The organism is Streptomyces sp. NPDC093065, from assembly GCF_044754585.1.
Taxonomy (GTDB): Bacteria; Actinomycetota; Actinomycetes; order Streptomycetales; family Streptomycetaceae; genus Streptomyces.
The window spans coordinates 265936-288225 of the sequence record NZ_JBIVPJ010000005.1 but is presented as its reverse complement, the minus strand read 5'-3'; the positions used below and the strand labels follow the sequence as shown (position 1 = coordinate 288225).

Here is a 22290-nt window from a genome sequence, read left to right as displayed (position 1 = left end):
CATCACGGGCATGACTACGGGCGGTCGGTAAATTCGACGATGACCGGCGACCCGTTCTCGTCCAGCCCGAGCGAGTCGACCCGGCCCCCGTGAACCGATCCGGTGCTGTACTCGCTCGCCAGGAACCGGACCCCCAACAACGTGTCCATGTGCCTCTCGACGAGACCCTGCACATCGGCCTCGACCTCAGCAAGACGCGGCATGACCTCCGTCATGCCGCTATTCGTCGTGTCCGTGCGGAACAGCTTCAGGCCCGACACCTTCCCCTCCTCGGCTCGGAGATCATCAACGCCGAGAAGGCGCGGGATTGTTTCCACGAGGGGCTTCGGAGGCGTGAAGATGATGTGAGACCCTACGTACGGCCTAACCGGGGAGCGCTCGCGTCCCCCGGTGACCGGGAATCCGCGATTCCCCCATGTGTCCCCCGCGACCCGAGGGACAGCGCCCGGAAGCTGCGTTTACGCAGGTCAGCCCCCGTAGCTCAGTGGATAGAGCACGTGCCTTCTAAGCGCCTGCTCTATTGGTTCCTCTGGTGGCAGCCCGCCGGTGCCTTCTCTGACCATCACCGCCCTCGCGGCCGACCCTGGACGCATCGCTGTCAAGGGTCCTGACCGTGTTGGTCGGCGGAGAATCCGGCAGCTCGTACCGCAACGTAGCCGGATCAGCAGATCAGAACCACCCCAATCGCAGGCGGGCGCCGGGACATGTCCCATTCCGCGAGCCGTTGCTGGTCTCGTCTCACATGCCCAGTGCTCGGTACGGAATTTTTCGTTCCAACTCATACTCCGAAGCGAGGCGCCGGCTCCTCTCCGGGAGAGGCCCGTATCCTCACTCGTCTTCCGCAGCCGCTTGCAGCGTGCGCTCTACCCGGGTTGTCAGTGCCCGGTGCGACACTGCTGTCAGCTGAGCGATGCCTCACGGGGGCTGCAGCGTCTTGATGTCCGGGAGTTGAGGAGGGAACAACGGGTGGAGGCAAGAAGCAGGATGTATTCGCCACTGCTGGCTTTCAACTTCCTACCAGTCCGTTTCTCGGCGGAGGAGTTCAAGGGTGGCCTGATCGACTTCGAGTCACCAGAGCAGTTGATCCAGCTTCGAACGGAACTGGCCGGCACCCATGTGGTGGCGAGGACACGCTCGGGAATCGCCTGCGTTCCTTTGCAGGCTGACGCCGATCTTCGCGGTACCCCTACCACGTTCCGGACACGCGATCACCAGTCGCTCGCCATGCGTCTCGTGCAGGAGGCTTTGCTCCGGTCGGTGCTGGGCTGGGGGTACAAGCTGCGTCGACGCGTGCCACCGGTCTTTGTCTCTCGACTGCCCGGGAAGGACCTGCTGGAGCCCTCGGTGCGCGGACGGCGACAGGGAGCCCTCGGCAAACTCCACGTCTACCCGGAGTTCCGTCTCGACAGCAGAGCCATCGGCCCATCGAACCACCCTGGAGTAATCGTCGGGGTGAAGAGCCGCTACGAGATCGACATGACGGTGGAGGAACTGATCCACCACGGCGTCGATGTGCGCGGGCTCTACGTATTGAGCGAGGACGTGACAGTAGAAGCCGACCCTACGATGGATCGTCACGCTGCCAGGCATGCAGTCGGTGCCATCGACCACATCGACGGCCCCGACCTCGTTCTGCGTGACGCCCCAGGAATCACACGTGTAGCCGCTGGTCACGCGTGGTTGGAGAGCCGACGAGAGACGCTCAACGACGTGGTCTCCACCTTGGCCGGAGCAGACAGCGGACAGATCCTCCGGGAGTTGGAGCAGGCCACTTTCGATCTGCTCGGGGCCTTCGGGCGCTACGAGGGAGCGGTCCGCATCGGTACGCGCCTGGGGCGGAACGGCGCCCTCCCGGTCGCTGACGACCTGTCCGTGACCATCGACCCACCGGTCGGTTCGAGCAACGGTCGGAAGGTGACTGGGACCCGTTACGAGTCCCCGACGTTCCAGTTCGACCAGGCTGGCGACAAGACAAGCCGGTCCGCCGACCGCGGTCTGGATGAATTCGGACCCTTCGACGTAGAGTTCTTCGCCAGGAAGAGACCCCGGATCGCCGTCGTCACGCCTCGTGCGCACAAGGGCGTCGTCGAGAACTTCCTCACCAAATTTCTCTACGGGATCCAGGGTGCAAGGGTTTTCGGTCTCGGGTTCATCCGCAAGTACCATCTCTCCGGATGCGATATCGCCATGCACGCTTTCGACGGCACAGCGACTGATGCCGGGGCCTACCGTGAGGCGTGCCGGGCTGCGTTGAGCAGGGGAGACATCGATCTGGCCATCGTCATCACCAGCGAAGCCCAGACCCATCTCACAGGCGACAGCAGTCCGTATCTTGTGGCGAAATCAGCCTTCATGGGACAGGGGGTACCCGTACAGGAGGTGCGGATTGAAACGGTCCGGCAGAGCAAGCTCGCCTACCCGCTCAACAGCATCGCGCTGGCCTGCTACGCCAAGCTCGGCGGAATTCCTTTCGTTATCGCCGCCCCGCGCACCCTTGCACACGAGTTGGTCATCGGGATCGGGAGCGCGCACGTCAAGGAGAGCCGACTCACGGAGCCCGAACGGGTGGTGGGCATCACCACCGTATTCAGCGCGGACGGCAACTACCTGCTTTCGAACACGTCCCGCGAGGCCGACTACGACGACTACCCACGCGAACTTCTGCTGTCCCTGACGGACTGCATCGACACGATCAAGAACCGCAACGCCTGGCAGGCGGGTGACGAACTGCGCCTTGTTTTCCACGTCTTTAAGCCCCTCAAGGACGTCGAGGCCACCGCGGTCAAGAAGTTGGTCGAAGGTCTCACTCAGACGTATGCCAAAGTCGAGTTCGCGTTCGTGCACGTGAGTACCGACCACGATTGGGTGATGTTCGACCGCACCAGCGCGGGGATCCGGGGCTGGGGGGCCGACAGCAGAACCAAGGGTCACTACGTCCCGGAGCGCGGCCACGCCGTGCCCATGGGGAAACGTGAGCTGCTCGTGGCCGTGGGCGGCCCCATGGATCTCAAAAGTGCGCTGCACGGTGTTCCCAAACCGCTCCTGCTCAAACTCCACCCCCAGTCGACCTTCACCGACATCGAGTACTTGGGGCGGCAGGCATTCCGGTTCACTTCGATGTCCTGGCGAAACATGTACCCATCGCGCAACCCGGTGACGATTTTGTATTCGGATCTGATCGCCGAGCTTCTCGGGCACCTGCGCCACGTACGGAACTGGAACGCCGACGCCGTCACCACCAAACTGCGTTCCAGTAGGTGGTTCCTGTGACCTCGTTGGAAGAACCCGGCGCAGCCGCTCCTACGGGACAACTCCTGACTGCCCAGACCTCCTATCTAGAAGAGCTCATCCGGCGGGCGAACTCACCCGGCAACCTTGACGGTCTACTCGCCCACTACGTCCTGGGCGGACGCCGCTTGAGCTTCGACTGGGAAGTCAATCCCATGACGCCGACGTGGCTCGCGGACAACAAGGACCGCTTTGCTCATCCCCATGGTCTCGCCGGCCTCGGCTACGGCCTCGCCTCGTTTCCCTCGACCGCTTCCCGGACCGCCCGTGAACATCTGGCCGCCGGCCTGCCTGCCCTCACCCGGAGAAATCCTTTCCCACCCGATGGAGTCGCTTTCGTCAACGATGCCCGGCAAGTCATCGGTCTCGCCCTGGCTGTCGACGCGGCCCGCGACGACGTTCCGCGGGCCCACGACTGGCTGGTGGAGGTACTCCAAGATCCAAGGTTGCGTGCCGCCAACACCCTGCTCGGCCTGTTCCATGAACATGCTCGGCAAATCGTCGGCATTGCGCCTGACTTGAGGGTGGACCCCCGAGCCGTCCATGACCTCGTGGATGCTGCTTGCTTTCACTGGCTGACAGCCACGGCGAAGAGCCCTCTGCGAACGGACCACGACGAGCTACGGCAGCTGCGATCCCGACTGCTCAGCGGAATCATCCTGACCGACACCGGCCAGCTGCCAGCGCCTCGGGCGGCACTGCTCCTCGACGCAGTCACACGCATTGTCACCGCCAGCGTCGACGACATGCTTCTCAGCCGCGATCATGTCTCGGTCCTCCTACGTCGATTCGAAACTGCGATGCGCCAATGGCGCCACGACGGAGATGACCTTGAGAATCCCATCAAGTGGCCCATTACCTCTGAGCGCGAGATTCAGAACATTCTCTGGCTCATGCTCCGGCCTGTGTTCGACGACCTCGTCGACGAAGAAACCCTCCCCAGGATCGGCCACAGCACCTACCGAGCAGATTTCGGGATCCCTTCACTGGAACTGTTGATCGAGGTCAAATACGCACGCAAGGCCGCCGACTTCAAGTCCTTCGAGAAGGAGATCTTCGAGGACTACATCGGCTACCTCTCCGACAACACCGCATATCGCCACATGACCGTCTTCATCTACGACGAGTCCTGCTCCGGCCAGGAGCACGACACCACCCGCAACGCGCTCCTGAGGCTCTCCGGCATAACCGATGTGATCATCGTCAGCCGACCGAGCCACATCCCGGTCCCCGGCCGAACACCGAGGCGGCGCCGCGGCTCAGGCCAAGGCACTGACGACGCCTCCAGCAACTGACCCCGACGTCTGCAGTAGAACCCTGCCAAAGCCTCAGGGACGAGTTGGCTCACTACTCCACAGCCACGCCTGAGCGCACGTCGGGTGATCGCGAGGCCCTTGGCCTCAAAATCCCTCGGTGAGTCGACGCTGCGCCTCCATCCGGACCGCCCTGCTGGTCACCGTCCACGGCTCACCCTTCCCCGCCAAGGAATTCGGCGATCTCGCGGGCCGCGTCCCGGGCCAGCCGTCCGACGCCGATGAGCGTGGCGGAGGCGGGGCCCGTCCAGTCTCCGTATCCGAGGAGGTGCAGCCGTGGGTCCGCCGCAGCGCGCGTGCCTACCGTGTCGATGTGGCCGCGCGGGCCGCGCAGGCCGAGGGGTGACAGGTGCGAGAGGGCGGGCCGGAAGCCGGTGCACCAGATGACCGCGTCGGCGAGCGCCCGCGTGCCGTCCTCCCAGACGACGCCGTCACGGACGAGGCGGGCGAACATGGGTGACGCCTTGAGCCGCCCGGCGTCCCGGGCCTCGCGCACGGGCGGTACGGCGACGATGTCTCCCAGCGAGGCGACGCCGCCGGTGTCGGTACGGCCCTCGTCGAGGGCGCGGCGGCGGGCGGTGGCCGCGTCGAACAGGGCGCGGCCGTCGATGTCGTCGGCAAGGTAGCGGGGTGGACGCTGGGTAACCCAGGTCAGTTCGGTGTCGTGAGCGAGGTCGGCGGCGATCTGTGCGCCGGAGTTGCCGCCTCCGACGACGATCACGCGTTGGCCCGCGAAGTCCTGCGACCTGCGGTAGGAGACGGTGTGCAGTTGACGGCCCTCGAAGTCCCCTCGGCCGGGGACGGCGGGGAGGAAGGGACGCCACCACATGCCGGTCGCGCTGATCACCGCGCGTGCGCGCCACGTGCCCGAGTCGGTCTCCACTCGCAGCAGCCGGGCGTCATCGTGCACGCCGATCACCCGGACCGCTCGCTGTACAGGGAGGTCGTACCGCTTCTCGTAGTCGCTCAGGTAGGCCACCACGTGCCCGGCATTTGGGTACTCCTTGCCTGGCTGCGGCGGCATGAGCCGTCCGGGAAGGGAGGAGAAGGCGGCCGGGGAGAACAGGTGCAGGGAGTCCCAGGTGTGCTGCCAGGCTCCGCCCGGGGCGGCCTGGGCGTCGAGGACGACGAAGTCAAGGCCCTGGCGACGCAGGTGGTAGCCGGCGGCGAGTCCTGCCTGGCCGCCGCCGATCACCACCACGTCGATGTGCTGTGTCATGCCGCCTGTGCCGCCGCGCACGTGGTGGACCGGACGGTGCGGGATGTGAGGCAATGCATCAATAGCCCCTGCCCGCGGTGGTCGGAGCGGACGGAGTGAACTTCTTGCGCCAGGCCAGCGAGACATAGACGAGGCCGATCAGGACGGGCACCTCAATCAGCGGTCCCACCACGCCGGACAGGGCCTGGCCGGAGGTGACGCCGAAGGTGGCGATGGCGACGGCGATGGCCAGTTCGAAGTTGTTGCCGGCGGCGGTGAAGGCGAGGGTGGCCGTCCGGTCGTAGGCGAGACCGATCGTCTTGCCCAGCAGGAAGGTCCCCGCCCACATCACGGCGAAGTACACCAGCAGGGGAAGCGCTATGCGGGCGACGTCGAGCGGCTGCGAAGTGATGCTCTTGCCCTGCAGGGCGAAGAGGATGACGATCGTGAACAGCAGGCCGTAGAGCGCCCACGGACCGGCCTTCGGCAGGAAGTTGGACTCGTACTTCTCTCGGCCGAGTTTCTTCTCGCCGATGCGCCGGGTGAGGAAGCCGGCCAGCAGTGGAACGCCGAGGAAGATGACGACGTTCAGGGCGATCTTCCACATGGAGATGTCCAGGTGTTCGCCGTCGCCCAGGCCGAGCCAGCCGGGCAGCAGGTCGAGATAGAACCAGCCGAGCAGGCCGAAAGCCAGAACCTGGAAGACCGAGTTCAGTGCGACCAAGACGGCCGCCGCTTCGCGGTCACCGCAGGCCAGGTCGTTCCAGATGATGACCATGGCGATGCAGCGGGCCAGGCCGACGATGATCAGGCCGGTGCGGTACTCGGGCAGGTCCGGCAGGAAGATCCACGCGAGCGCGAACATCACCGCCGGGCCGACGATCCAGTTGATTACCAGAGACGAGGCCATGAGCCTGCGGTCGCCGGTGACGGCGTCGAGCTTGTCGTAGCGGACCTTGGCCAGGACCGGATACATCATGATCAGCAGGCCGAGGGCGATGGGCAGGGAGATGCCGCCGATCTCGACCTTGGCGAGGGCGTCGTTCAGGCCCGGGATGGCTCGGCCCAGGCCGAGGCCGACCGCCATGGCGATGAGAATCCAGACGGCGAGGAAGCGGTCGAGCGTCGACAGCTTCGCGACGACGGAAGACTCCTCCGCGGTCGTTGCGGGGGCTTCGGTGCGGGTCACGGACAGGCCCTCTTGTTCTCGGCGGCGGTGCGGGCGGACTCGGCCAGGTCGGCGAACTGGCCGGCGAGCGAGGCGATGACGTCGGGGCGGAGCTTGTAGTACGTGTAGCGGCCGCACGGCTCGGTCTCCACGACCCCGGCCTCACGCAGCACTTTCAGGTGGTTGGAGAGGTTGGTCTGCCGGGCGCCGGTCTCCTCCACGAGGTGGGTGGTGCACAGCGTCTCCTGGGCGAGCAGGGTCACGATCCGAAGCCTGAGCGGGTCCGCCAGAACCCGAATCAGGTCAGTGTCGACTGACGTCATCATGTACTGATACTCTCACATCAGTGGTGACTGACACCACCGGGCGCTGAAGTCATTCGCGCCTGATGTCGTTGCGAGACAAGTGAGACGCCCTGATGTCCGACAACCCCTCCGTGTTGTTCGTCTGTGTCCACAACACCGGCCGATCCCAGATGGCGGCCGCGTGGCTGACCCACCTGGCCGGGGACCGCGTCGAGGTCCGTTCCGCCGGATCCAACCCGGGCGAGAGCGTCAACCCGGCCGCCGTCGAGGCCATGCGTGAGGTCGGCATCGACATCTCCGCCGAGGTGCCCAAGATGCTGACCGTGGACGCGGTCCAGGAGTCCGACGTCTGTATCACCATGGGATGCGGCGACACCTGCCCGGTCTTCCCCGGCAAGCGCTACCTCGACTGGACGCTGGACGACCCCGCCGGCCAAGGCGTCGAGGCCGTCCGCCCGATCCGCGACGAGATCAAGGTGCTGGTCGAGGGCCTGATCAAGGAGATCGCCCCGGAGCCGCGGTCATGAGCACCACCACAAGCGTGCGCGACGTCATCATCATCGGCTCGGGCCCGGCCGGCTACACCGCCGCGCTCTACACTGCCCGCGCCAGCCTCAAGCCCCTGGTCTTCGGTGGTGCGATTTTCGTCGGCGGCTCGCTCACGACCACGACAGAGGTCGAGAACTTCCCCGGATTCCCCGACGGTGTCCAAGGCCCCGAGCTCATGGAGAACATGCGGGCCCAAGCCGAAAGGTTCGGCGCCGACATGCTCGACGACGACATCGTCGCCGTCGACTTTGCCGGTGACATCAAGTCCGTTACCGACACCGCCGGTACCGTCCACCGTGCAAGGACGGTGATCGTCGCCACGGGCTCCGGATACCGCAAGCTCGGCCTACCCAAGGAGGTCGAGCTGTCCGGGCGGGGCGTCTCCTGGTGCGCGACCTGTGATGGCTTCTTCTTCCGGGACCGCGACATCGTGGTCGTCGGCGGCGGCGACACCGCCATGGAAGAGGCCACCTTCCTCACCCGCTTCGCCCGCTCGGTCACCGTCGTACACCGGCGCTCCACCCTGCGCGCCTCCCAGGTCATGCAGACCCGCGCCGTCTCCGACGACAAGATCTCCTTCGCCTTCGACAGCGAGGTCGCTGCGCTCCACGAGGAAAACGGCATGCTGTCCGGCATGACCCTGCGCGACACCCTTACCAACGAGAAGCGTGAGCTGACCGCGACCGGCCTCTTCATCGCCATCGGCCACGACCCGCGCACCGATATCTTCCGCGGACAGCTGGAGCTGGACCCCTCGGGCTACCTGAGGGTCGCCTCTCCCTCCACCAGGACGAACATCCCCGGTGTGTTCGGTGCCGGAGACGTGGTTGATCACACGTACCGTCAGGCAATCACCGCCGCCGGCTCCGGCTGCGCGGCGGCCCTGGACGCCGCGCGCCATCTTGCCGCGCAAGGGCGCGCCGAGCGGGCCGAACCGGACAGGGCTCTCGCAGTCGTCAGTAGCTGAACTCCTGCATTCAGCAAGCTTCGCCGGCCCCTCCGCTGGAAGAGGGGCCTCAGCAAGCCCGGCCTACCCGCCGGCGGGAGCAGGTGGCGTCAAACCCGGTCGGCTCGAAGTCTGCCCGCGCCCACATGATTCGTCACCCAGTCCACGACCGTCGCCATCGAAGTCCCCGGCGTGAACAGCGCCGCGACGCCCCCTCCAAGGAGGCTCGCAACATCGTCCTCGGGAATGATGCCGCCCCCGAAGACGACAATGTTCGATGCCTCCTCCTTCCGGAGCAGCTTCACGACTTCCGGAAACGCGGTCATGTGTGCTCCGGACAGTACGGACAGTCCGATGCCATCAGCGTCTTCCTGGACTGCCGTGGCGACGATCTGCGCCGGCGTCTGGTGCAAACCCGTGTAGATGACTTCCACACCGGCATCGCGCAGAGCTCGTGCGACAACCTTCGCCCCCCGATCGTGACCGTCGAGGCCGGGTTTGGCCACGACAACCCGCAGCGGTAACAACCGCATCAATGAACTCCTAACACTGAGGCACGGATTGGGCCGCCCGTCCTAACCATCGGAAGGCGTGTAGGTTCCCCAGACCTCCCGCAGCGCGTTGCACACCTCGCCGACCGTCGCGCGGGCGCGCAGCGCGTCCTTCATCGGGTACAGGACGTTGTCCTCGCCCTCGGCCGCCTTCTTCAGGGCCGCCAGTGCCGAGTCCACCGCCGGCTGGTCGCGCTCCGCGCGGAGCCCGGCCAGGCGCTCCGCCTGCTGGGCCTCGATGGCCGGGTCGACGCGCAGCGGCTCGTAGGGCTCCTCCGCGTCGAGCTGGAAGCGGTTGACGCCGACCACGACCCGCTCGCCGGAGTCGGTCTCCTGGGCGATCCGGTAGGCGGAGCGCTCGATCTCGCTCTTCTGGAAGCCGTGCTCGATGGCGTTGACCGCGCCGCCGAGGTCCTCGACCTTGCCCATCAGCTCCAGCGCCGCCGCCTCGACGTCGTCGGTCATCCTCTCCACGACGTAGGAGCCGGCGAAGGGGTCGACGGTCGCCGTCACGTCCGTCTCGTAGGCGAGCACCTGCTGGGTGCGCAGGGCCAGGCGCGCGGACTTGTCGGTCGGCAGCGCGATGGCCTCGTCGAAGGAGTTGGTGTGCAGCGACTGCGTGCCGCCGAGGACCGCGCCCAGGCCCTGCACGGCGACCCGGACCAGGTTCACCTCGGGCTGCTGGGCGGTCAGCTGCACGCCCGCCGTCTGGGTGTGGAAGCGCAGCATCAGCGACTTGGGGTTCTTCGCGCCGAACTCCTCCCTCATCACCCGTGCCCAGATCCGGCGGGCCGCGCGGAACTTGGCGACCTCCTCCAGGATCGTCGTACGGGCCACGAAGAAGAAGGACAGGCGGGGCGCGAAGTCGTCCACGTCCATGCCGGCCGCGACCGCCGTGCGCACGTACTCGATGCCGTCCGCGAGGGTGAACGCGATCTCCTGCGCGGGCGAGGCGCCCGCCTCGGCCATGTGGTAGCCGGAGATCGAGATGGTGTTCCACTTCGGGATCTCGGCCCTGCAGTACTTGAAGATGTCCGCGATCAGCCGCAGCGAGGGCTTCGGCGGGAAGATGTACGTCCCGCGCGCGATGTACTCCTTCAGCACGTCGTTCTGGATCGTGCCGGTGAGCTTGTCCGCGCTCACGCCCTGCTCCTCGGCGACGAGTTGGTAGAGCAGGAGCAGCAGGGCGGCCGGGGCGTTGATCGTCATCGACGTGGAGACCTTGTCCAGCGGGATGCCGCCGAACAGCACGCGCATGTCGTCGATGGAGTCGATGGCGACGCCGACCTTGCCGACCTCGCCGCTCGCGATCGGCGCGTCGGAGTCGTGGCCCATCTGGGTGGGCAGGTCGAAGGCGACCGACAGGCCCATGGTGCCGTTGGCGATCAGCTGCTTGTACCGGGCGTTGGACTCGGTCGCCGTACCGAAACCGGCGTACTGGCGCATCGTCCACGGCCGGCCGGTGTACATCGACGGGTACACGCCCCGGGTGAAGGGGTACGTCCCGGGCTCGCCCAGTTTGTCGGCCGCGTCCCAGTCCGTCAGGGCGTCGGGCCCGTAGACCGGTTCGATGGGCAGCCCGGACTCGCTGGTCCGAGCACTGGCCGACTCGCGCGCCATTCTGAGGGGATCCTTCCTGGAAGACATTCGCCCCGCCCTTCACGTGACTGGCCTGCTACTCGGCTACGTACGTCCGATAGATCCAGCCGTAGACACGCAGGGAGCGCCCGTCGACCTCTCGCACTTCTGACGTGGCCTCGAAGTGCTCGTAGCGGTTCTCGACGTTGAGTTTGACCCGATCCGTGAGCGGTTCCACCTCGTGCATCCGCTGGTCCTCGGGAATATCTTTCCCGCCTGCCAGGAAGATGTTGGGCTCCGCAGCACGGTCGCCGTCGCTTCGCAGGATGTTGTTGGAGTGGGCCTGAGCAGTCGTGAGGATGGTGCTGGTCATGTGCGAGTCCTCTCATGCAAGGGCACTGTGAACAGCCGTACCGGCGGGGGGAGCGGGCAGCCCGACAGGTGGCACTGCCGAATTGGAGGGTGCGGAGGTCCCGGGCGCATCAGTGCGCCAGGGAACGTGGTGGCCACGAGGGCGCCGCATGGAGCCGGCCGCGACTAGGCTATATCGACTGTTGCCGAATTAAGGATTAGCTTGGCGTCGATCTATGGCGGGTGTCAACCACTTGCCAGGGCCCAAGTGCAGCGAGTTCTTGGGGACTACTGATGGTGCCTTCAGGAGATTCAAGGCACGCCAACACGCCTCGAAGCGCAGCCGGGGCAGACGCAGGAGCAGGCAGCACGAAGAGTGAGCCACCTCCCTCGACGGACCGCCGGCCGCATGGGGCGCCACTTCGGGCCGGGGCATGCACAGCACGCAGAAATCACATGGCGCGGCAGACCTCAGCCGCACAGACCAGGTGCGACGGACACGCCGAGACGCGGATCAGTCGCGGGCGGTAAGAATTCCGGACAGGGCAGCGAGCACCGACGGAGCCAGCCGGTAGTAGACCCAGGTGCCGCGCCGCTCTGACAGGAGCAGGCCGGCCTCACGGAGCTTCTTCAGGTGATGGCTGACCGTGGGCTGGGAAACGCCGACGTCGGCGATGTCGCACACACAGGCCTCCCCGTCAGGGTGGGAAGCAACCTTGGAGAACAGCCGCAGCCTCACCGGATCACCCAGCGCCTTGAACATGACGGCGGTGACCTCGGCCTCCTCATCGGTGAGCTCCCGGTCCGTGAGGGACGGGCAGCACGGTGGAGCGGAGGCGGTGGCCGCCAACTGCGCTAGCTTCGACATGCATCTATGTTGACACTCGTTTCCTCTCCTGCCAAGATCGATTGATTCGATGAGCATCTAATCAGCACTGGGGGCACGACAAGCATGCGTACCGCCGATACACGGGCAGCTCGCACGAGGACGGCCGTCGTCACCGGAGCCAGTAGCGGCATCGGGGCGGCAACGGCGCGGGCGCTGGCTCGCGAGGGATTCGAGGTCGTCCTGACAGCCCGCCGGGCCGACCGCCTGGAGGCCGTCGCCAAGGAGATCAGAAACGACGGGGGAACGGTCCAGGTGTTTCCCCTGGACGTGACCGACCGGGAGGCCGTCCTCGCCTTCGCCGCCCAGTTTCGGGCGTGTGACGTGCTGGTCAACAATGCGGGTGGGGCCTACGGAACGGAGCACATCGAGAACGCCGATCCTGGTGACTGGCGGTCGATGTACGAGGTGAATGTCGTCGGCGCCCTGCACATGACCCAGGCCCTGCTGCCGGCTCTGAGAGCCTCTGGTGACGGGGTGGTGGTCGTGATCTCGTCCACCGCGTCGTTCACCTGCTACGAAGGAGGGGGCGGTTACAGCGCCGCCAAGCACGGCGCCCACGTACTGGCCGAGACTCTGCGTCTGGAGGTGTGCGGGGAGGCCTTGCGGGTGGTCGAGATCGCTCCGGGGATGGTCCACACCGAGGAGTTCTCCCTGAATCGCTACCGCGGTGACCTGGACAGGGCGGACGCCGTCTACGCGGGTGTTCCGGACCCGCTGGTCGCCGATGATGTCGCCGACGTGGTGACGTGGGCGGTGACCCGGCCGCCGCACGTGAATATCGACCTCCTGGTGGTCCGCCCCAGAGCACAGGCGGCGCAGCACAAGGTTCACCGCACCACCTGACCGACTGCCGACGGGTCGCCTCTCCCCAAGACGGGGAGGGGCGACCCGTCGGGGCGGTTCAGCAGCCTTGGGCGCCGGGCGCGTCGAACATGTCGGCGGCGTAGGCGGCCAGCTGCAGGGCCGCGGTGTGGTCGATGCCGAGTTCCGTCGCGGCGGACAGCACGGCGTCCGAAGCCGTGGCCGACGTGCCCAGATGCTTCGCTGTGACGTGGAGAAGCTGCTCGTGCTGATCCTTGGTCAACCCGAGACGCAGGGCGAGGGCCTCTCCCCCGGCAGTCACCGAGCACACTCCGGTCTCGGGCAGCTGCAGTTCGACCGACTGAGCCGCTTCGAAGTCACCGGCCAGCGCGGCGGCGATGGAGCGAACCTGCTCGTAACCGGTGAGCATGAGGAAGGTCGGAGCCCGGCCGTAGCTCTTCATGCCGACGGTGTAGTAGCCCGGTTCGGAGTGGGCCAGTTCGCGGTAGCCGTGCGGGGTGACGGTTCCGCAGGAGTGCTGGTTGGGGTCGATGAGCGGGGCGAGGGCGCGGGGCGCGGACATGATCGGGTCGAGCTCCAGGCGCAGCTCGTCGACGATGCGGTAGTCGGGCCTGAAGCCGGTGGCCGCGACGACCCGGTCGGCGGTAAGGCTTCGCTCGGTGCCGTCCAGGTCCCGGGAGACGAGCTCCACCTGGTCGCGCGAGGGGTCGTCGCCCAGGCGGCGGACGGCGTGGGTGCGGAAGTTGGCGGCAAGAGTCACGCGGCCGGTTTCCACGAGCATCTTCAGGCCGGAGCCGATGGCGCCTCGTGCGGGCAGCTCGTCGTCACTGCCACCGCCGAAGGAGCCGGCCGGGTCGGCGCCGCGGATGGCCCAGGTGATGGTGGTGCCCGGTGCGGTGTCGGCCAGCTCGGCCAGGGCCAGCAGAGTGTTGGCTGCCGAGTGGCCGGCGCCGACCACGACGGTGTGACGGCCGGCGTGCTGGTCGCGGTCCGCTCCGAACACGTCGGGCAGGCCGTGGTTGATCCAGGCGGCGGCGTCCTGCTCGCCGTGGGCGGGCAGGCCGTTCGCGCCGATGTGGTTCGGCTGACGCCAGGTGCCCGAGGCGTCGATGACGGCGCGCGCCAGCACTTCCTCACCGTCGGCCAGGCGCAGGACGAACGGGGCCGTGTCCCGGTCGGCGGTGCGCAGACGGTCGATGCCCAGCCTGCTGATGGCGGTGACCTCGGCGTCGTAGCGGATGTGGGAAGCCAGCGCGGGAAGCTCGGCCAGCGGCTGGAGGTACTGCTTGACGAGATCCCCGCCCGTAGGCAGGGCAGACGCGTCAGGCTCCTCCCAGCCGGCGGCCGCGAGCAGTCGGCGGGCAGCGGGATCGGTGTTGAACTCCCATGGGCTGAAGAGCTGGATGTGGGACCAGGCCTGCACGGCTGTCGCCGCAGCGTCTCCGGCTTCCAGGACGACGAAGGGGACGCTGCGTTCGGCCAGGTGCGCGGCAGCAGCCAGCCCGACGGGGCCGGCGCCGATCACGGCGACTGGGAGGCGGTCGGAGCCGAGGTCAACCACTGTGCGGTGTCCTTTCACGAAGGGAAGGGCGGCAGTCAGGCATCTCGCGTGGGATCGGACGAGGAAGCCGCGAGATCCTCTGCGGTGTCCGCCTGCTTGTCTTGTTCGCTGCGCTCCGCAGCCCGCCGCCGAAATTCAGCGATCGCGGCACAGCAAGAGCCGGTCTGCTCAGCGTCGAGGCCGATGGAATCACTCATCGCAAGCGGCTCCTGTCGCGGCGGCTCGGAGGGCGACGCGAAGCAAGCGCATCACAACCGCCTATATAGATAAACAACGAATCAGAGTTCCACCTTCACTCCTGCTTCGATGAATGTCAACCTCACGCCACAGCCTGCCGCGGTGTGACGAGCGTCACCTCGCGCCGCGTTGCGCGGGCGACCCACGCCGGGTCAATCTCGATACATGTCGAAACAGCGGGGGTAGCGGCACCAGGGCAACCGCCCAGTGCCACAGCGGCATCGGGAAGCAGCGGCTGTGCCGATAGCCGCGCCCGGCCCGTGAACGGTCAAGTGCGCTCGCCCCGCACATGACCGCTCAGCCGACGGACCGGATCCTTCCCGCCTCACTCTCGTTCTGTCCTCGGTGCGATCGCCCGCCACCGGACCGGCCCAGCTGCCGGTCTGCCGCGCCCGCACCGCAGATCCTTCCGTGCTGCTTCACCAGTGAACGGCTTCGTCATGCCCGGAAGGACATTCATGCCTCACGACTCCACCCGCGCGGCTGGGACTGCCAGTGAACCGATCGCCATCATCGGCATGGCCGGACGGTTCGCCGACGCCACCAGCCTTGAACAACTCTGGGACATGCTGCTCCAGGGCCGCGACGCCATCACGGACATCCCGCCGGACCGCTACGACGTCGACGCCGTCTACGACCCCACGCCCCGCACGCCCGGCCGCACGGTGAGCCGGTGGGGCGGCTTGCTCCACGACATCGACGCCTTCGACGCGGAATTCTTCGGCATCTCCCCCCGGGAGGCCGACCGCATGGACCCCCAGCAGCGGCTCCTCCTGGAGGTCGCCTATGAAGCCCTCGAAGACGCGGGTCAGCCCCTGCCCCGCATCGCGGGCACCGACACGGGCGTTTTCATCGGCCAGCTGGGCGGTGACTACTGGCATCTGCAGTACGACGACCGCGATCAGCTCGACCTGTATGCCATGACCGGTGCGGCCGCCCGCGCCATCACCTCCGGCCGTCTGTCCTACGCATTCGACCTGCGGGGACCCAGCTTCACCGTCGACACCGCCTGCTCCTCCGCGCTCGTGGCCGTCCACAACGCCGTCCAGGCAATCCGGCTCGGCGAGTGCCCCCTGGCGATCGCCGGCGGGGTCAACCTCGTACTCCTGCCGGAAGAGGGGGTCGTCTACTCGGGCGCCGGCATGCTCGCCTCCGACGGCCGCTGCAAGTTCGCCGACGCCTCGGGCGACGGCTTCGTCCGCAGCGACGGCATCGGGGCCGTCATCCTCAAGCCGCTGTCGGCCGCTCTCGCCGACGGCGACCGCATCCGGGCGGTCATCCGCGGGTCCGCCGTCGGCAACGACGGCCAGAGCAGTGGCTACCTGGTCACGCCCGCCGTCGAGGGCCAACGTGACGTGCTGCGCCGCGCCTACGCCAACGCCGCCGTGGACCCGGCCGACATCGACTACATCGAGGCCCACGGCACCGGCACCAGCGTCGGCGACCCGGTCGAACTGCAGGCCCTGGCCGACATCGTCGGCACCCGGGCCTCGGACGATCGCTGCCTGGTCGGCTCAGTGAAGACCAACATCGGCCACGCCGAGGCAGCCGCCGGAATCGCCGGTCTCATCAAGGCCGTGCTGTGCCTGGAAAACAAGACGATCCCGCCCAACCTGCACCTGAAGAACCCCAACCCCGCCGTCGACTGGGCCAACCTGCCACTCGCCGTACCCACCCACGCCACCCCTCTGCCGCAGCGGGACCGGCCCGCCATCGCCGGGGTCTCCAGCTTCGGCTTCTCCGGAACCAACGCCCACCTTGTCCTCGAAGCCGCCCCCGAGCCGCGCACCACCGCCCGGGACACAGAGCCGGACGCGCCCAGCGAGCTGCTGGTGTTGTCCGCGCTCAGCCCCGAAGCCCTGTCCGAAGCAGCCCGCAGCATGGCCGACCACCTCGAAGGCCCCGGCGCGCGCCAGAAGCTGCGGGACATCGCCCACTCCGCGGCGCTGCGCCGTACCGCTCACGATGCCCGCCTCGCCCTTCCCGTCGAGAGCCACGCCGAGGCCGCCGCCGCGTTGCGGGGGTTCGCCGACGGCGACAACGAGCCCGGCCTGTCCTTCAGCGACTACACCGACTCCGACGCGACGCCACGGGTCGCGTTCGTGTTCCCCGGACAGGGCTCGCAGTGGCCAGGCATGGGCCGCGAGCTCCTGGACACCGAGCCGGTCTTCCACCAGGCCATGCGGGACTGCGACGACGCCATCAGGACGGAGAACGGCTGGTCGGTCATCGAGCTGCTGCGCTCGGCGGACGAAAAGCGGCTCAAGGAACTCGACGTCATCCAGCCCACCCTCTGGGCCATGGAGATCGCCCTGGCCGAACTCTGGCGCTCCTGGGGCATCGAACCGGACGTGGTCATCGGCCACAGCATGGGTGAGTCCGCCGCCGCTTACATCGCCGGCGCTCTGTCGCTCGCTGACGCCGCCGCGGTGATCTGCCGCCGCAGCCGACTGGCCAAGCGCCTGTCCGGCCGTGGCACCATGGCCTGGGTCGCTCTTCCCTCCGACGAGGCAGCGGCAGCGCTGGTCGGTCACGAGGACACGGTGGCCGTAGCCGCCATCAACAGCCCCACCTCCACCCTCCTGTCCGGTGATGGTGAGGCTCTCGACCAGGTACTGGCCGGCCTCGACGCGCGCGGTGTCGACAACCGGCGGGTCAACGTGGACTTCGCGTCGCACTGCCCGCAGATGGACGCTCTTCAGGAGGACCTGCTCTCCGAGCTGTCCCACCTCACACCGCGGGCAGGCACCATCCCCTTGCACTCCACCCTGCTGAACGAGGTCATCGACGGCTCCGGCATGAACGCCGAGTACTGGGTGCGCAACATCCGCCAACCGGTCGACTTCGTCGGCGCGGTACAGGGGCAGCTCGACCTCGGCGACACCGTGTTCGTCGAAGTCAGTCCTCATCCGCTGCTCGTGTCAGGAATCCGCGAGACCAGCCGCATGGCCACCGGCGCCGACACCACCGCGGTCGGCAGCCTGCGCAGGCACTCGGACGAACGCGGCTCCCTGCTCACCTCCGCGGCCGCCCTGCACACAGCCGGTGCCCGTCTCGACCTCGGCAAGCTGACCGCCGACGGGAGCTACGTGGCCTTGCCCACGTATCCCTGGCAGCGCACCCGCCACTGGATCAGCCCCGCCCCAGCCCGTCCCGCGGCCGCCACCGCGGCGCCTGCCGAGCCCGCCACGAGTAGGGAGCACGCGACGCACCCGCTGCTCGGCAAGCCGTCACCCACCGAGGGCACGACCCGTATCTGGCAAGGCGCACTGCGGCTCGCTGACCACCCCTACCTGCGCGACCACTGCATCCAGGACACCATCATCCTGCCGGGGACCGCCCACCTGGAGCTCGTCAGCGCCGCCGCACGCACCGAACTGGGATCCGGAGCGCTGTCGGTGAGCGAGGTGCACTACCACCGGGCCCTCTTCCTCGACGAGGACGGGCCCGCACCAGAGGTCCAGGTCACTGTCACTGCGCGCCCGGACTCCTCACTGCACTGCCGCATCCTCAGCCGGGAATCCGCCACCGACGACTGGGTGTTGCACACCGAAGCCACTGCTCGCGCGGTGGCCGGCGACACTCCCCGACCGGGCGAGTCGCTCCAGTCCATTCGTGCCCGCCTGCCCCAGCACCAGGACGCCGGCGACTTCTACGCGTGGAACGCCGCCCGCGGCAACCAGTGGAACGGCACCTTCCAGGGCATCACCGAACTGTGGCGCGCCGACGGCGAGGTCCTCGCTCAGCTGTCCTGCCCGGCCGCGCTCGTCGACGGACTCGCCCACCACCACTTCCACCCGGCTCTCCTGGACGCGAGCGGACACGCCATGGCCGCTGCCCGTGAGCTGACTGCCCCCGGTGACGAAGGCGTCTTCGTCCTCGGCGGCATCGACGAGGTCCGCTTCTACCAGCAGCCGCCCGCCTCCTTGTTCAGCCACGCCAGGCTGCTGCCGTCCCCGCGCGAGGACTCGTTCACCGCCGACATCGACATCCGCGCCAACGACGGCCGTCTGATCGCCCAGATGCGCGGACTGCGCCTGCAATACCTGGCCGGCCACGCTCCCGCCCTGCTCAACCCCCGTCCCGAGGATTCCGTGACGCCATCCCGCACCCCCGGCTCCCCGGCCGTCCCGGCCGGCGGCGACCACGACACCTGGCTGCACACACTCACCTGGGACGAAGCTCCCCTTCCCACCCCGGCCACGGGCACCACTGACCCCGACGGCTTCTGGTTGCTGTTGACCGACAGTGGGCCCACCGGGCGCGCCCTGGTGCGTGAACTGAACGGCCGCGGCCAGCGCGTCGTCGCCGTCACCGCCGGCGCGGGCCAGCTGGCCGGGGGCGGCGACCGCTACCGCATCGACCCCGCCAAGGTAGAGCACTACCGCGAGGTCCTGGCCGATGTCGCCCGCTACGGTGCCTGCCGCGGCATCATCCACCTGTGGGCCCTTGACGCCCAGACCGGCCTGGACGCCACACCCACCGAGATCCACCGCACCCAGGTGCTCGCCGCGCACAGCATCCTGCACCTGACCAGGTCCCTGGAGAAGGAACCGCTCGGCCACCCCCCGCTGTGGCTGGTCACCCAACTCGCCCAGGCCACCGGAACGGGGGAGCGGGTAAGCCATCCCTTCCAGGCCATGCCGTGGGGGCTGGGCCGCACGCTGGCTGCCGAGGCACCCGCACTGAACCCTCGCCTGGTCGACCTCGATCGTTCCCCGGCCAGTCTGCCCGCCTTGGTGGAGCAACTGCTCCACCCCGACCAGGAGAATCAGGTCGCGTGGCGCAACGGCCGGCGCCTGGCAGCCCGGCTGCGCCCCGCGGCGGCCGCCGCCCCTCCGCCGCAGGCGCTGTCACTGCCCGCACCCGGCGTCATCGACGACCTGCAGCTGACCGCGGCGCCCGGGCGCGGCCTCGCCACGGACGAAGTCCGTATCCAGGTCAGCCACGCCGGGGTCAACTACCGCGACGTGCTCCTGAGCCTGGGCATGTATCCCGGACAGGACGACAGGCCGCCCGTGATGGGCTGGGAGTGCGCCGGCACGGTCAGCGAGACCGGCTCCGGCGTGACCGACATCGCCGTGGGCGACGAGGTCATCGCCTTCGCCGAAGGGGCCTTGGCCTCCGAGGTCGTCACCCGCGCCTGCCTCACGGCACCCAAGCCGGCCAGGCTGACCGCAGCCGAGGCCGCGACACTGCCGGCCGCATACCTCACCGCCTATCACGCACTGCACGACATGGCCGGCCTCGAACGGGGCCAGAAGATACTCATCCACACCGCCACCGGCGGCACCGGCCGGGCCGCGCTGAACGTCGCCCGCTGGAAGGGAGCCCGCGTCTTCGCCACCGCCGGCAGTGACGCCAAGCGGCAGCTGCTGACCGAGCTCGGTGTCGAACAGGTCGCCGACTCCCGAAGCCTTGCCTTCGCCGACGCCTTCAAGCCGGCTGTCGCAGAGGGCTTCGACGTCATCTGCAACACCCTGGCCGGGGACGCCATCGAGGCGAACCTGTCCCTGATGGCCCCGTACGGGCACTACCTGGAACTCAGCAAACGCGACATCCTCGACAACAACGCTTTGCCGCTGGGCGCCTTCGCCCGCAACCTTTCCTTCCACGCCATCGACGTCGTGCACATGATCCAACACGCGCCTGAACGCGCTGGACGTGTGCTGCGGGCCGCTGCCGCCCTGGTCGACGAGGGCGCGCTGGAGGCACTGCCGCACACCGTGTACCCGGTCGAGAAGGCCGCCGACGCCTTCCGGTTGATCGCCCAGGCCCGGCACACCGGCAAGATCGTGCTGTCCTTCGGCCAGCCATCCGTCACGGCCGACGGCCCACGCGGCCGCTCAGTCACCGTTCACGCCGACGGTACCTACCTGGTCACCGGAGGTGCGGGCGGCATCGGCGGACAGCTGGCTCTGTGGCTGGCCGACCAGGGCGCCCGCCACCTGCTGCTCACCGGCCGCAGTGCCCTGCCCGAGCAGCACGCGGTAGTGAACGAATCTCATCCGCAGGCCGCCGCCGTCGCCGTGCTCCGGCAACTGCGCGAGCGCGGGGTGAACGTGGCGTACAAGGCTGTGGACGTCGCCGACGCCCCGGCCATGCGGGCGATGCTGGAGTCGCGACGCCGCGCGGGGATGCCGCCTGTGCGTGGGGTGTTCCACGCGGCCGGGGTCATCGACTACACCCTGCTCAGTGACATGAGCGGCGCCGAGATGGATCGAGTCCTGGCGGCGAAGGTCTCTGGGGCGTGGAATCTGCACCGGCTGCTGCGCGAGGAGTCGGTCGAGGCGTTCGTCCTGTTCTCTTCCGGCTCCGCACTCCTCAGCTCCCCGATGCTGGGCGGGTACGCGGCAGGGAATGCGTTCCTCGATGCGCTGGCGCACCACCGGCACGCCCAGGGCCTCTCCGGCACAGTCGTCAACTGGGGATTCTGGGACAGCGTCGGAATGGTGGCGCGCAAGGAACAGGAGGAGGAGCGCACGCTGCTGCCGCACGGCATGACCTCGTTCAGCCCGGACGACGGCCTATCGATGCTGGGCAGGATCCTGGCCGAAGGCAGGCTCCACACGGCGGTGTTGCCAGCGGACTGGCGGGCTTGGGCCCACGCCTACCCGAGCGCCGCTGCTGCCCCTCTGGTGCAGCACCTCACCAACAGCGATCAGTCGGCGTATCCGGCTCCCGCTTCTGAGAAGCAGGACGCCAAACCCCGCCCGTCGTCCCAGGTCGCCGATCCTGACGTGTCCCGTCGTGTCGCATCCGCGCCAGCCGGGGCTCCGCCCGCCTCTGCGGCGCTCGCCGCGCCCCCAGCTACTGCCCAGATCGCACCGCAGGCCACTGCTCCTGTACAAGCAGCACCCAGCAGCGAACTGCTCGACTTCCTCAAGCAGGAGGTTGCGGTCGTGATGGGACTGCGGCCCGAACGGGTCAACGTCAACCGGCCGCTGAACCGGCTCGGCATGGACTCCCTCATGGCCGTCGAACTCCGCAACCGCGTCGAACGCCGCTACCAGGTCAAACTCCCCATGGTGCAACTCCTCAAGGACGGCACCATCACCACCGTCGCCCAAGCCCTGGCCAACGAGCTGGAGCCGGTCGAGGAGGAGTCCGGCACCAAGGCGGACGACTCCGCGGTAGCTGCGGCGGCGGGCAGTGCACCTCCGGTGGCCGAGGTCGCATCCGTCGAGGCCAGCCACGAAAGCACGGCCCCGGCGGCCGCTGAACCGTCCCTGCCCGATGCCGACACCTCACAAGCCTCCGAAGCAGCGCAGACGCCTCCCACGGACGAGCTCCTCGACTTCCTCAAGCATGAGGTCGCCGTCGTGATGGGGCTGCGGCCCGAACGGGTCAACATCAACCGGCCGCTGAACCGGCTCGGCATGGACTCCCTCATGGCCGTCGAACTCCGCAACCGCGTCGAACGCCGCTACCAGGTCAAACTCCCCATGGTGCAACTCCTCAAGGACGGCACCATCACCACCGTCGCCCAAGCCCTGGCCAACGAACTGAACTCCGCAGACGCCTCGGCCTGACC

General features: G+C 68.0%; 15 protein-coding genes and 1 pseudogene. 6 read left to right on the top strand and 10 right to left on the bottom strand.

The annotated features are described in order from the left end of the window. Window positions 1-29 precede the first annotated feature (29 nt). Window positions 30-260, bottom strand: a pseudogene (locus tag ACIQFU_RS12065) (transporter); the annotation flags it as partial. A gap of 706 nt (window positions 261-966) precedes the next feature. Here ACIQFU_RS12065 and ACIQFU_RS12060 point away from each other — a divergent pair. Continuing rightward, complete coding sequence (locus ACIQFU_RS12060; protein WP_402550760.1) at window positions 967-3270, top strand: Piwi domain-containing protein; 2304 nt, start codon at window positions 967-969, stop codon at window positions 3268-3270. Beyond that, the gene (locus ACIQFU_RS12055) at window positions 3267-4583 is read left to right on the top strand and encodes a hypothetical protein (protein ID WP_402550758.1); all 1317 of its coding nucleotides are present in this window, start codon (window positions 3267-3269) and stop codon (window positions 4581-4583) included. Before ACIQFU_RS12060 ends, ACIQFU_RS12055 begins: the two co-directional genes overlap by 4 nt. Window positions 4584-4755: 172 nt before the next feature. Here ACIQFU_RS12055 and ACIQFU_RS12050 read toward each other — a convergent pair whose 3' ends face one another. From ACIQFU_RS12050 to ACIQFU_RS12040, 3 genes are read right to left on the bottom strand one after another with little or no spacing between them, the layout of a single operon-like run. Beyond that, window positions 4756-5820 carry an ArsO family NAD(P)H-dependent flavin-containing monooxygenase gene (locus tag ACIQFU_RS12050; protein ID WP_402550757.1) on the bottom strand — a complete coding sequence of 355 codons (1065 nt, stop codon included), beginning with the start codon at window positions 5818-5820 and terminating at the stop codon, window positions 4756-4758. Window positions 5821-5878: 58 nt separating this feature from the next. Further along, the gene (arsB, locus tag ACIQFU_RS12045; protein ID WP_402550756.1) at window positions 5879-6988 is read right to left on the bottom strand and encodes an ACR3 family arsenite efflux transporter; all 1110 of its coding nucleotides are present in this window, start codon (window positions 6986-6988) and stop codon (window positions 5879-5881) included. Continuing rightward, window positions 6985-7293 carry an ArsR/SmtB family transcription factor gene (locus ACIQFU_RS12040; protein ID WP_402550755.1) on the bottom strand — a complete coding sequence of 103 codons (309 nt, stop codon included), beginning with the start codon at window positions 7291-7293 and terminating at the stop codon, window positions 6985-6987. The genes arsB and ACIQFU_RS12040 overlap by 4 nt, the downstream gene beginning before the upstream one ends. Before the next feature lie 92 nt (window positions 7294-7385). Between ACIQFU_RS12040 and ACIQFU_RS12035 the strand changes: the two genes are divergently transcribed. Together ACIQFU_RS12035 and trxB are read left to right on the top strand one after the other, a co-directional pair. Then, on the top strand, window positions 7386-7799 hold the full coding sequence (locus ACIQFU_RS12035) for an arsenate reductase ArsC (RefSeq protein ID WP_402550754.1): 414 nt from the start codon (window positions 7386-7388) through the stop codon (window positions 7797-7799). Then, window positions 7796-8788, top strand: a complete 993-nt coding sequence (gene trxB / locus ACIQFU_RS12030) for a thioredoxin-disulfide reductase (RefSeq protein WP_402550753.1) — start codon at window positions 7796-7798, stop codon at window positions 8786-8788. Before ACIQFU_RS12035 ends, trxB begins: the two co-directional genes overlap by 4 nt. An 89-nt stretch (window positions 8789-8877) precedes the next feature. On the opposite strand, the gene ACIQFU_RS12025 is transcribed toward trxB, so the two are convergent. The 4 genes from ACIQFU_RS12025 to ACIQFU_RS12010 all read right to left on the bottom strand — a co-directional run bounded on the left by ACIQFU_RS12025 (window position 8878) and on the right by ACIQFU_RS12010 (window position 12115). Continuing rightward, entirely contained in the window at window positions 8878-9300 is a 423-nt protein-coding gene (locus ACIQFU_RS12025; RefSeq protein WP_359734383.1) for a cobalamin B12-binding domain-containing protein, read from the bottom strand. 42 nt (window positions 9301-9342) lie between these two features. Further along, window positions 9343-10938, bottom strand: a complete 1596-nt coding sequence (locus ACIQFU_RS12020) for a methylmalonyl-CoA mutase (RefSeq protein WP_402550752.1) — start codon at window positions 10936-10938, stop codon at window positions 9343-9345. A gap of 55 nt (window positions 10939-10993) precedes the next feature. Continuing rightward, entirely contained in the window at window positions 10994-11269 is a 276-nt protein-coding gene (locus tag ACIQFU_RS12015; RefSeq protein ID WP_016325497.1) for a DUF5988 family protein, read from the bottom strand. Window positions 11270-11761: 492 nt separating this feature from the next. After that, window positions 11762-12115: an ArsR/SmtB family transcription factor gene (locus ACIQFU_RS12010; protein WP_402550751.1), complete on the bottom strand. Its 354-nt coding sequence runs from the start codon at window positions 12113-12115 to the stop codon at window positions 11762-11764. A gap of 84 nt (window positions 12116-12199) precedes the next feature. Between ACIQFU_RS12010 and ACIQFU_RS12005 the strand changes: the two genes are divergently transcribed. Continuing rightward, the gene (locus ACIQFU_RS12005; protein WP_402550750.1) at window positions 12200-12979 is read left to right on the top strand and encodes an SDR family NAD(P)-dependent oxidoreductase; all 780 of its coding nucleotides are present in this window, start codon (window positions 12200-12202) and stop codon (window positions 12977-12979) included. A 58-nt stretch (window positions 12980-13037) separates the two neighbouring features. Here the strand turns inward: ACIQFU_RS12005 and ACIQFU_RS12000 are convergent, their stop codons facing one another. Continuing rightward, complete coding sequence (locus ACIQFU_RS12000) at window positions 13038-14519, bottom strand: NAD(P)-binding domain-containing protein (RefSeq protein ID WP_402550749.1); 1482 nt, start codon at window positions 14517-14519, stop codon at window positions 13038-13040. A 35-nt stretch (window positions 14520-14554) separates the two neighbouring features. Continuing rightward, complete coding sequence (locus tag ACIQFU_RS11995; protein WP_402550748.1) at window positions 14555-14716, bottom strand: hypothetical protein; 162 nt, start codon at window positions 14714-14716, stop codon at window positions 14555-14557. A 498-nt stretch (window positions 14717-15214) separates the two neighbouring features. Between ACIQFU_RS11995 and ACIQFU_RS11990 the strand changes: the two genes are divergently transcribed. Beyond that, window positions 15215-22288 carry an SDR family NAD(P)-dependent oxidoreductase gene (locus ACIQFU_RS11990; RefSeq protein ID WP_402550747.1) on the top strand — a complete coding sequence of 2358 codons (7074 nt, stop codon included), beginning with the start codon at window positions 15215-15217 and terminating at the stop codon, window positions 22286-22288. Window positions 22289-22290 lie beyond the last annotated feature (2 nt).

What these genes read in the sequence shown, in the direction of transcription:
- ACIQFU_RS12050 (WP_402550757.1), bottom strand. Translation starts at nt 5,820, where the DNA reads ATGACACAGCACATCGACGTGGTGGTGATCGGCGGCGGCCAGGCAGGA.
- ACIQFU_RS12040 (WP_402550755.1), bottom strand. Translation starts at nt 7,293, where the DNA reads ATGATGACGTCAGTCGACACTGACCTGATTCGGGTTCTGGCGGACCCG.
- ACIQFU_RS12035 (WP_402550754.1), top strand. Translation starts at nt 7,386, where the DNA reads ATGTCCGACAACCCCTCCGTGTTGTTCGTCTGTGTCCACAACACCGGC.
- trxB (WP_402550753.1), top strand. Translation starts at nt 7,796, where the DNA reads ATGAGCACCACCACAAGCGTGCGCGACGTCATCATCATCGGCTCGGGC.
- ACIQFU_RS12025 (WP_359734383.1), bottom strand. Translation starts at nt 9,300, where the DNA reads ATGCGGTTGTTACCGCTGCGGGTTGTCGTGGCCAAACCCGGCCTCGAC.
- ACIQFU_RS12020 (WP_402550752.1), bottom strand. Translation starts at nt 10,938, where the DNA reads ATGGCGCGCGAGTCGGCCAGTGCTCGGACCAGCGAGTCCGGGCTGCCC.
- ACIQFU_RS12015 (WP_016325497.1), bottom strand. Translation starts at nt 11,269, where the DNA reads ATGACCAGCACCATCCTCACGACTGCTCAGGCCCACTCCAACAACATC.
- ACIQFU_RS12010 (WP_402550751.1), bottom strand. Translation starts at nt 12,115, where the DNA reads ATGTCGAAGCTAGCGCAGTTGGCGGCCACCGCCTCCGCTCCACCGTGC.
- ACIQFU_RS12005 (WP_402550750.1), top strand. Translation starts at nt 12,200, where the DNA reads ATGCGTACCGCCGATACACGGGCAGCTCGCACGAGGACGGCCGTCGTC.
- ACIQFU_RS11995 (WP_402550748.1), bottom strand. Translation starts at nt 14,716, where the DNA reads ATGAGTGATTCCATCGGCCTCGACGCTGAGCAGACCGGCTCTTGCTGT.
- ACIQFU_RS11990 (WP_402550747.1), top strand. Translation starts at nt 15,215, where the DNA reads ATGCCTCACGACTCCACCCGCGCGGCTGGGACTGCCAGTGAACCGATC.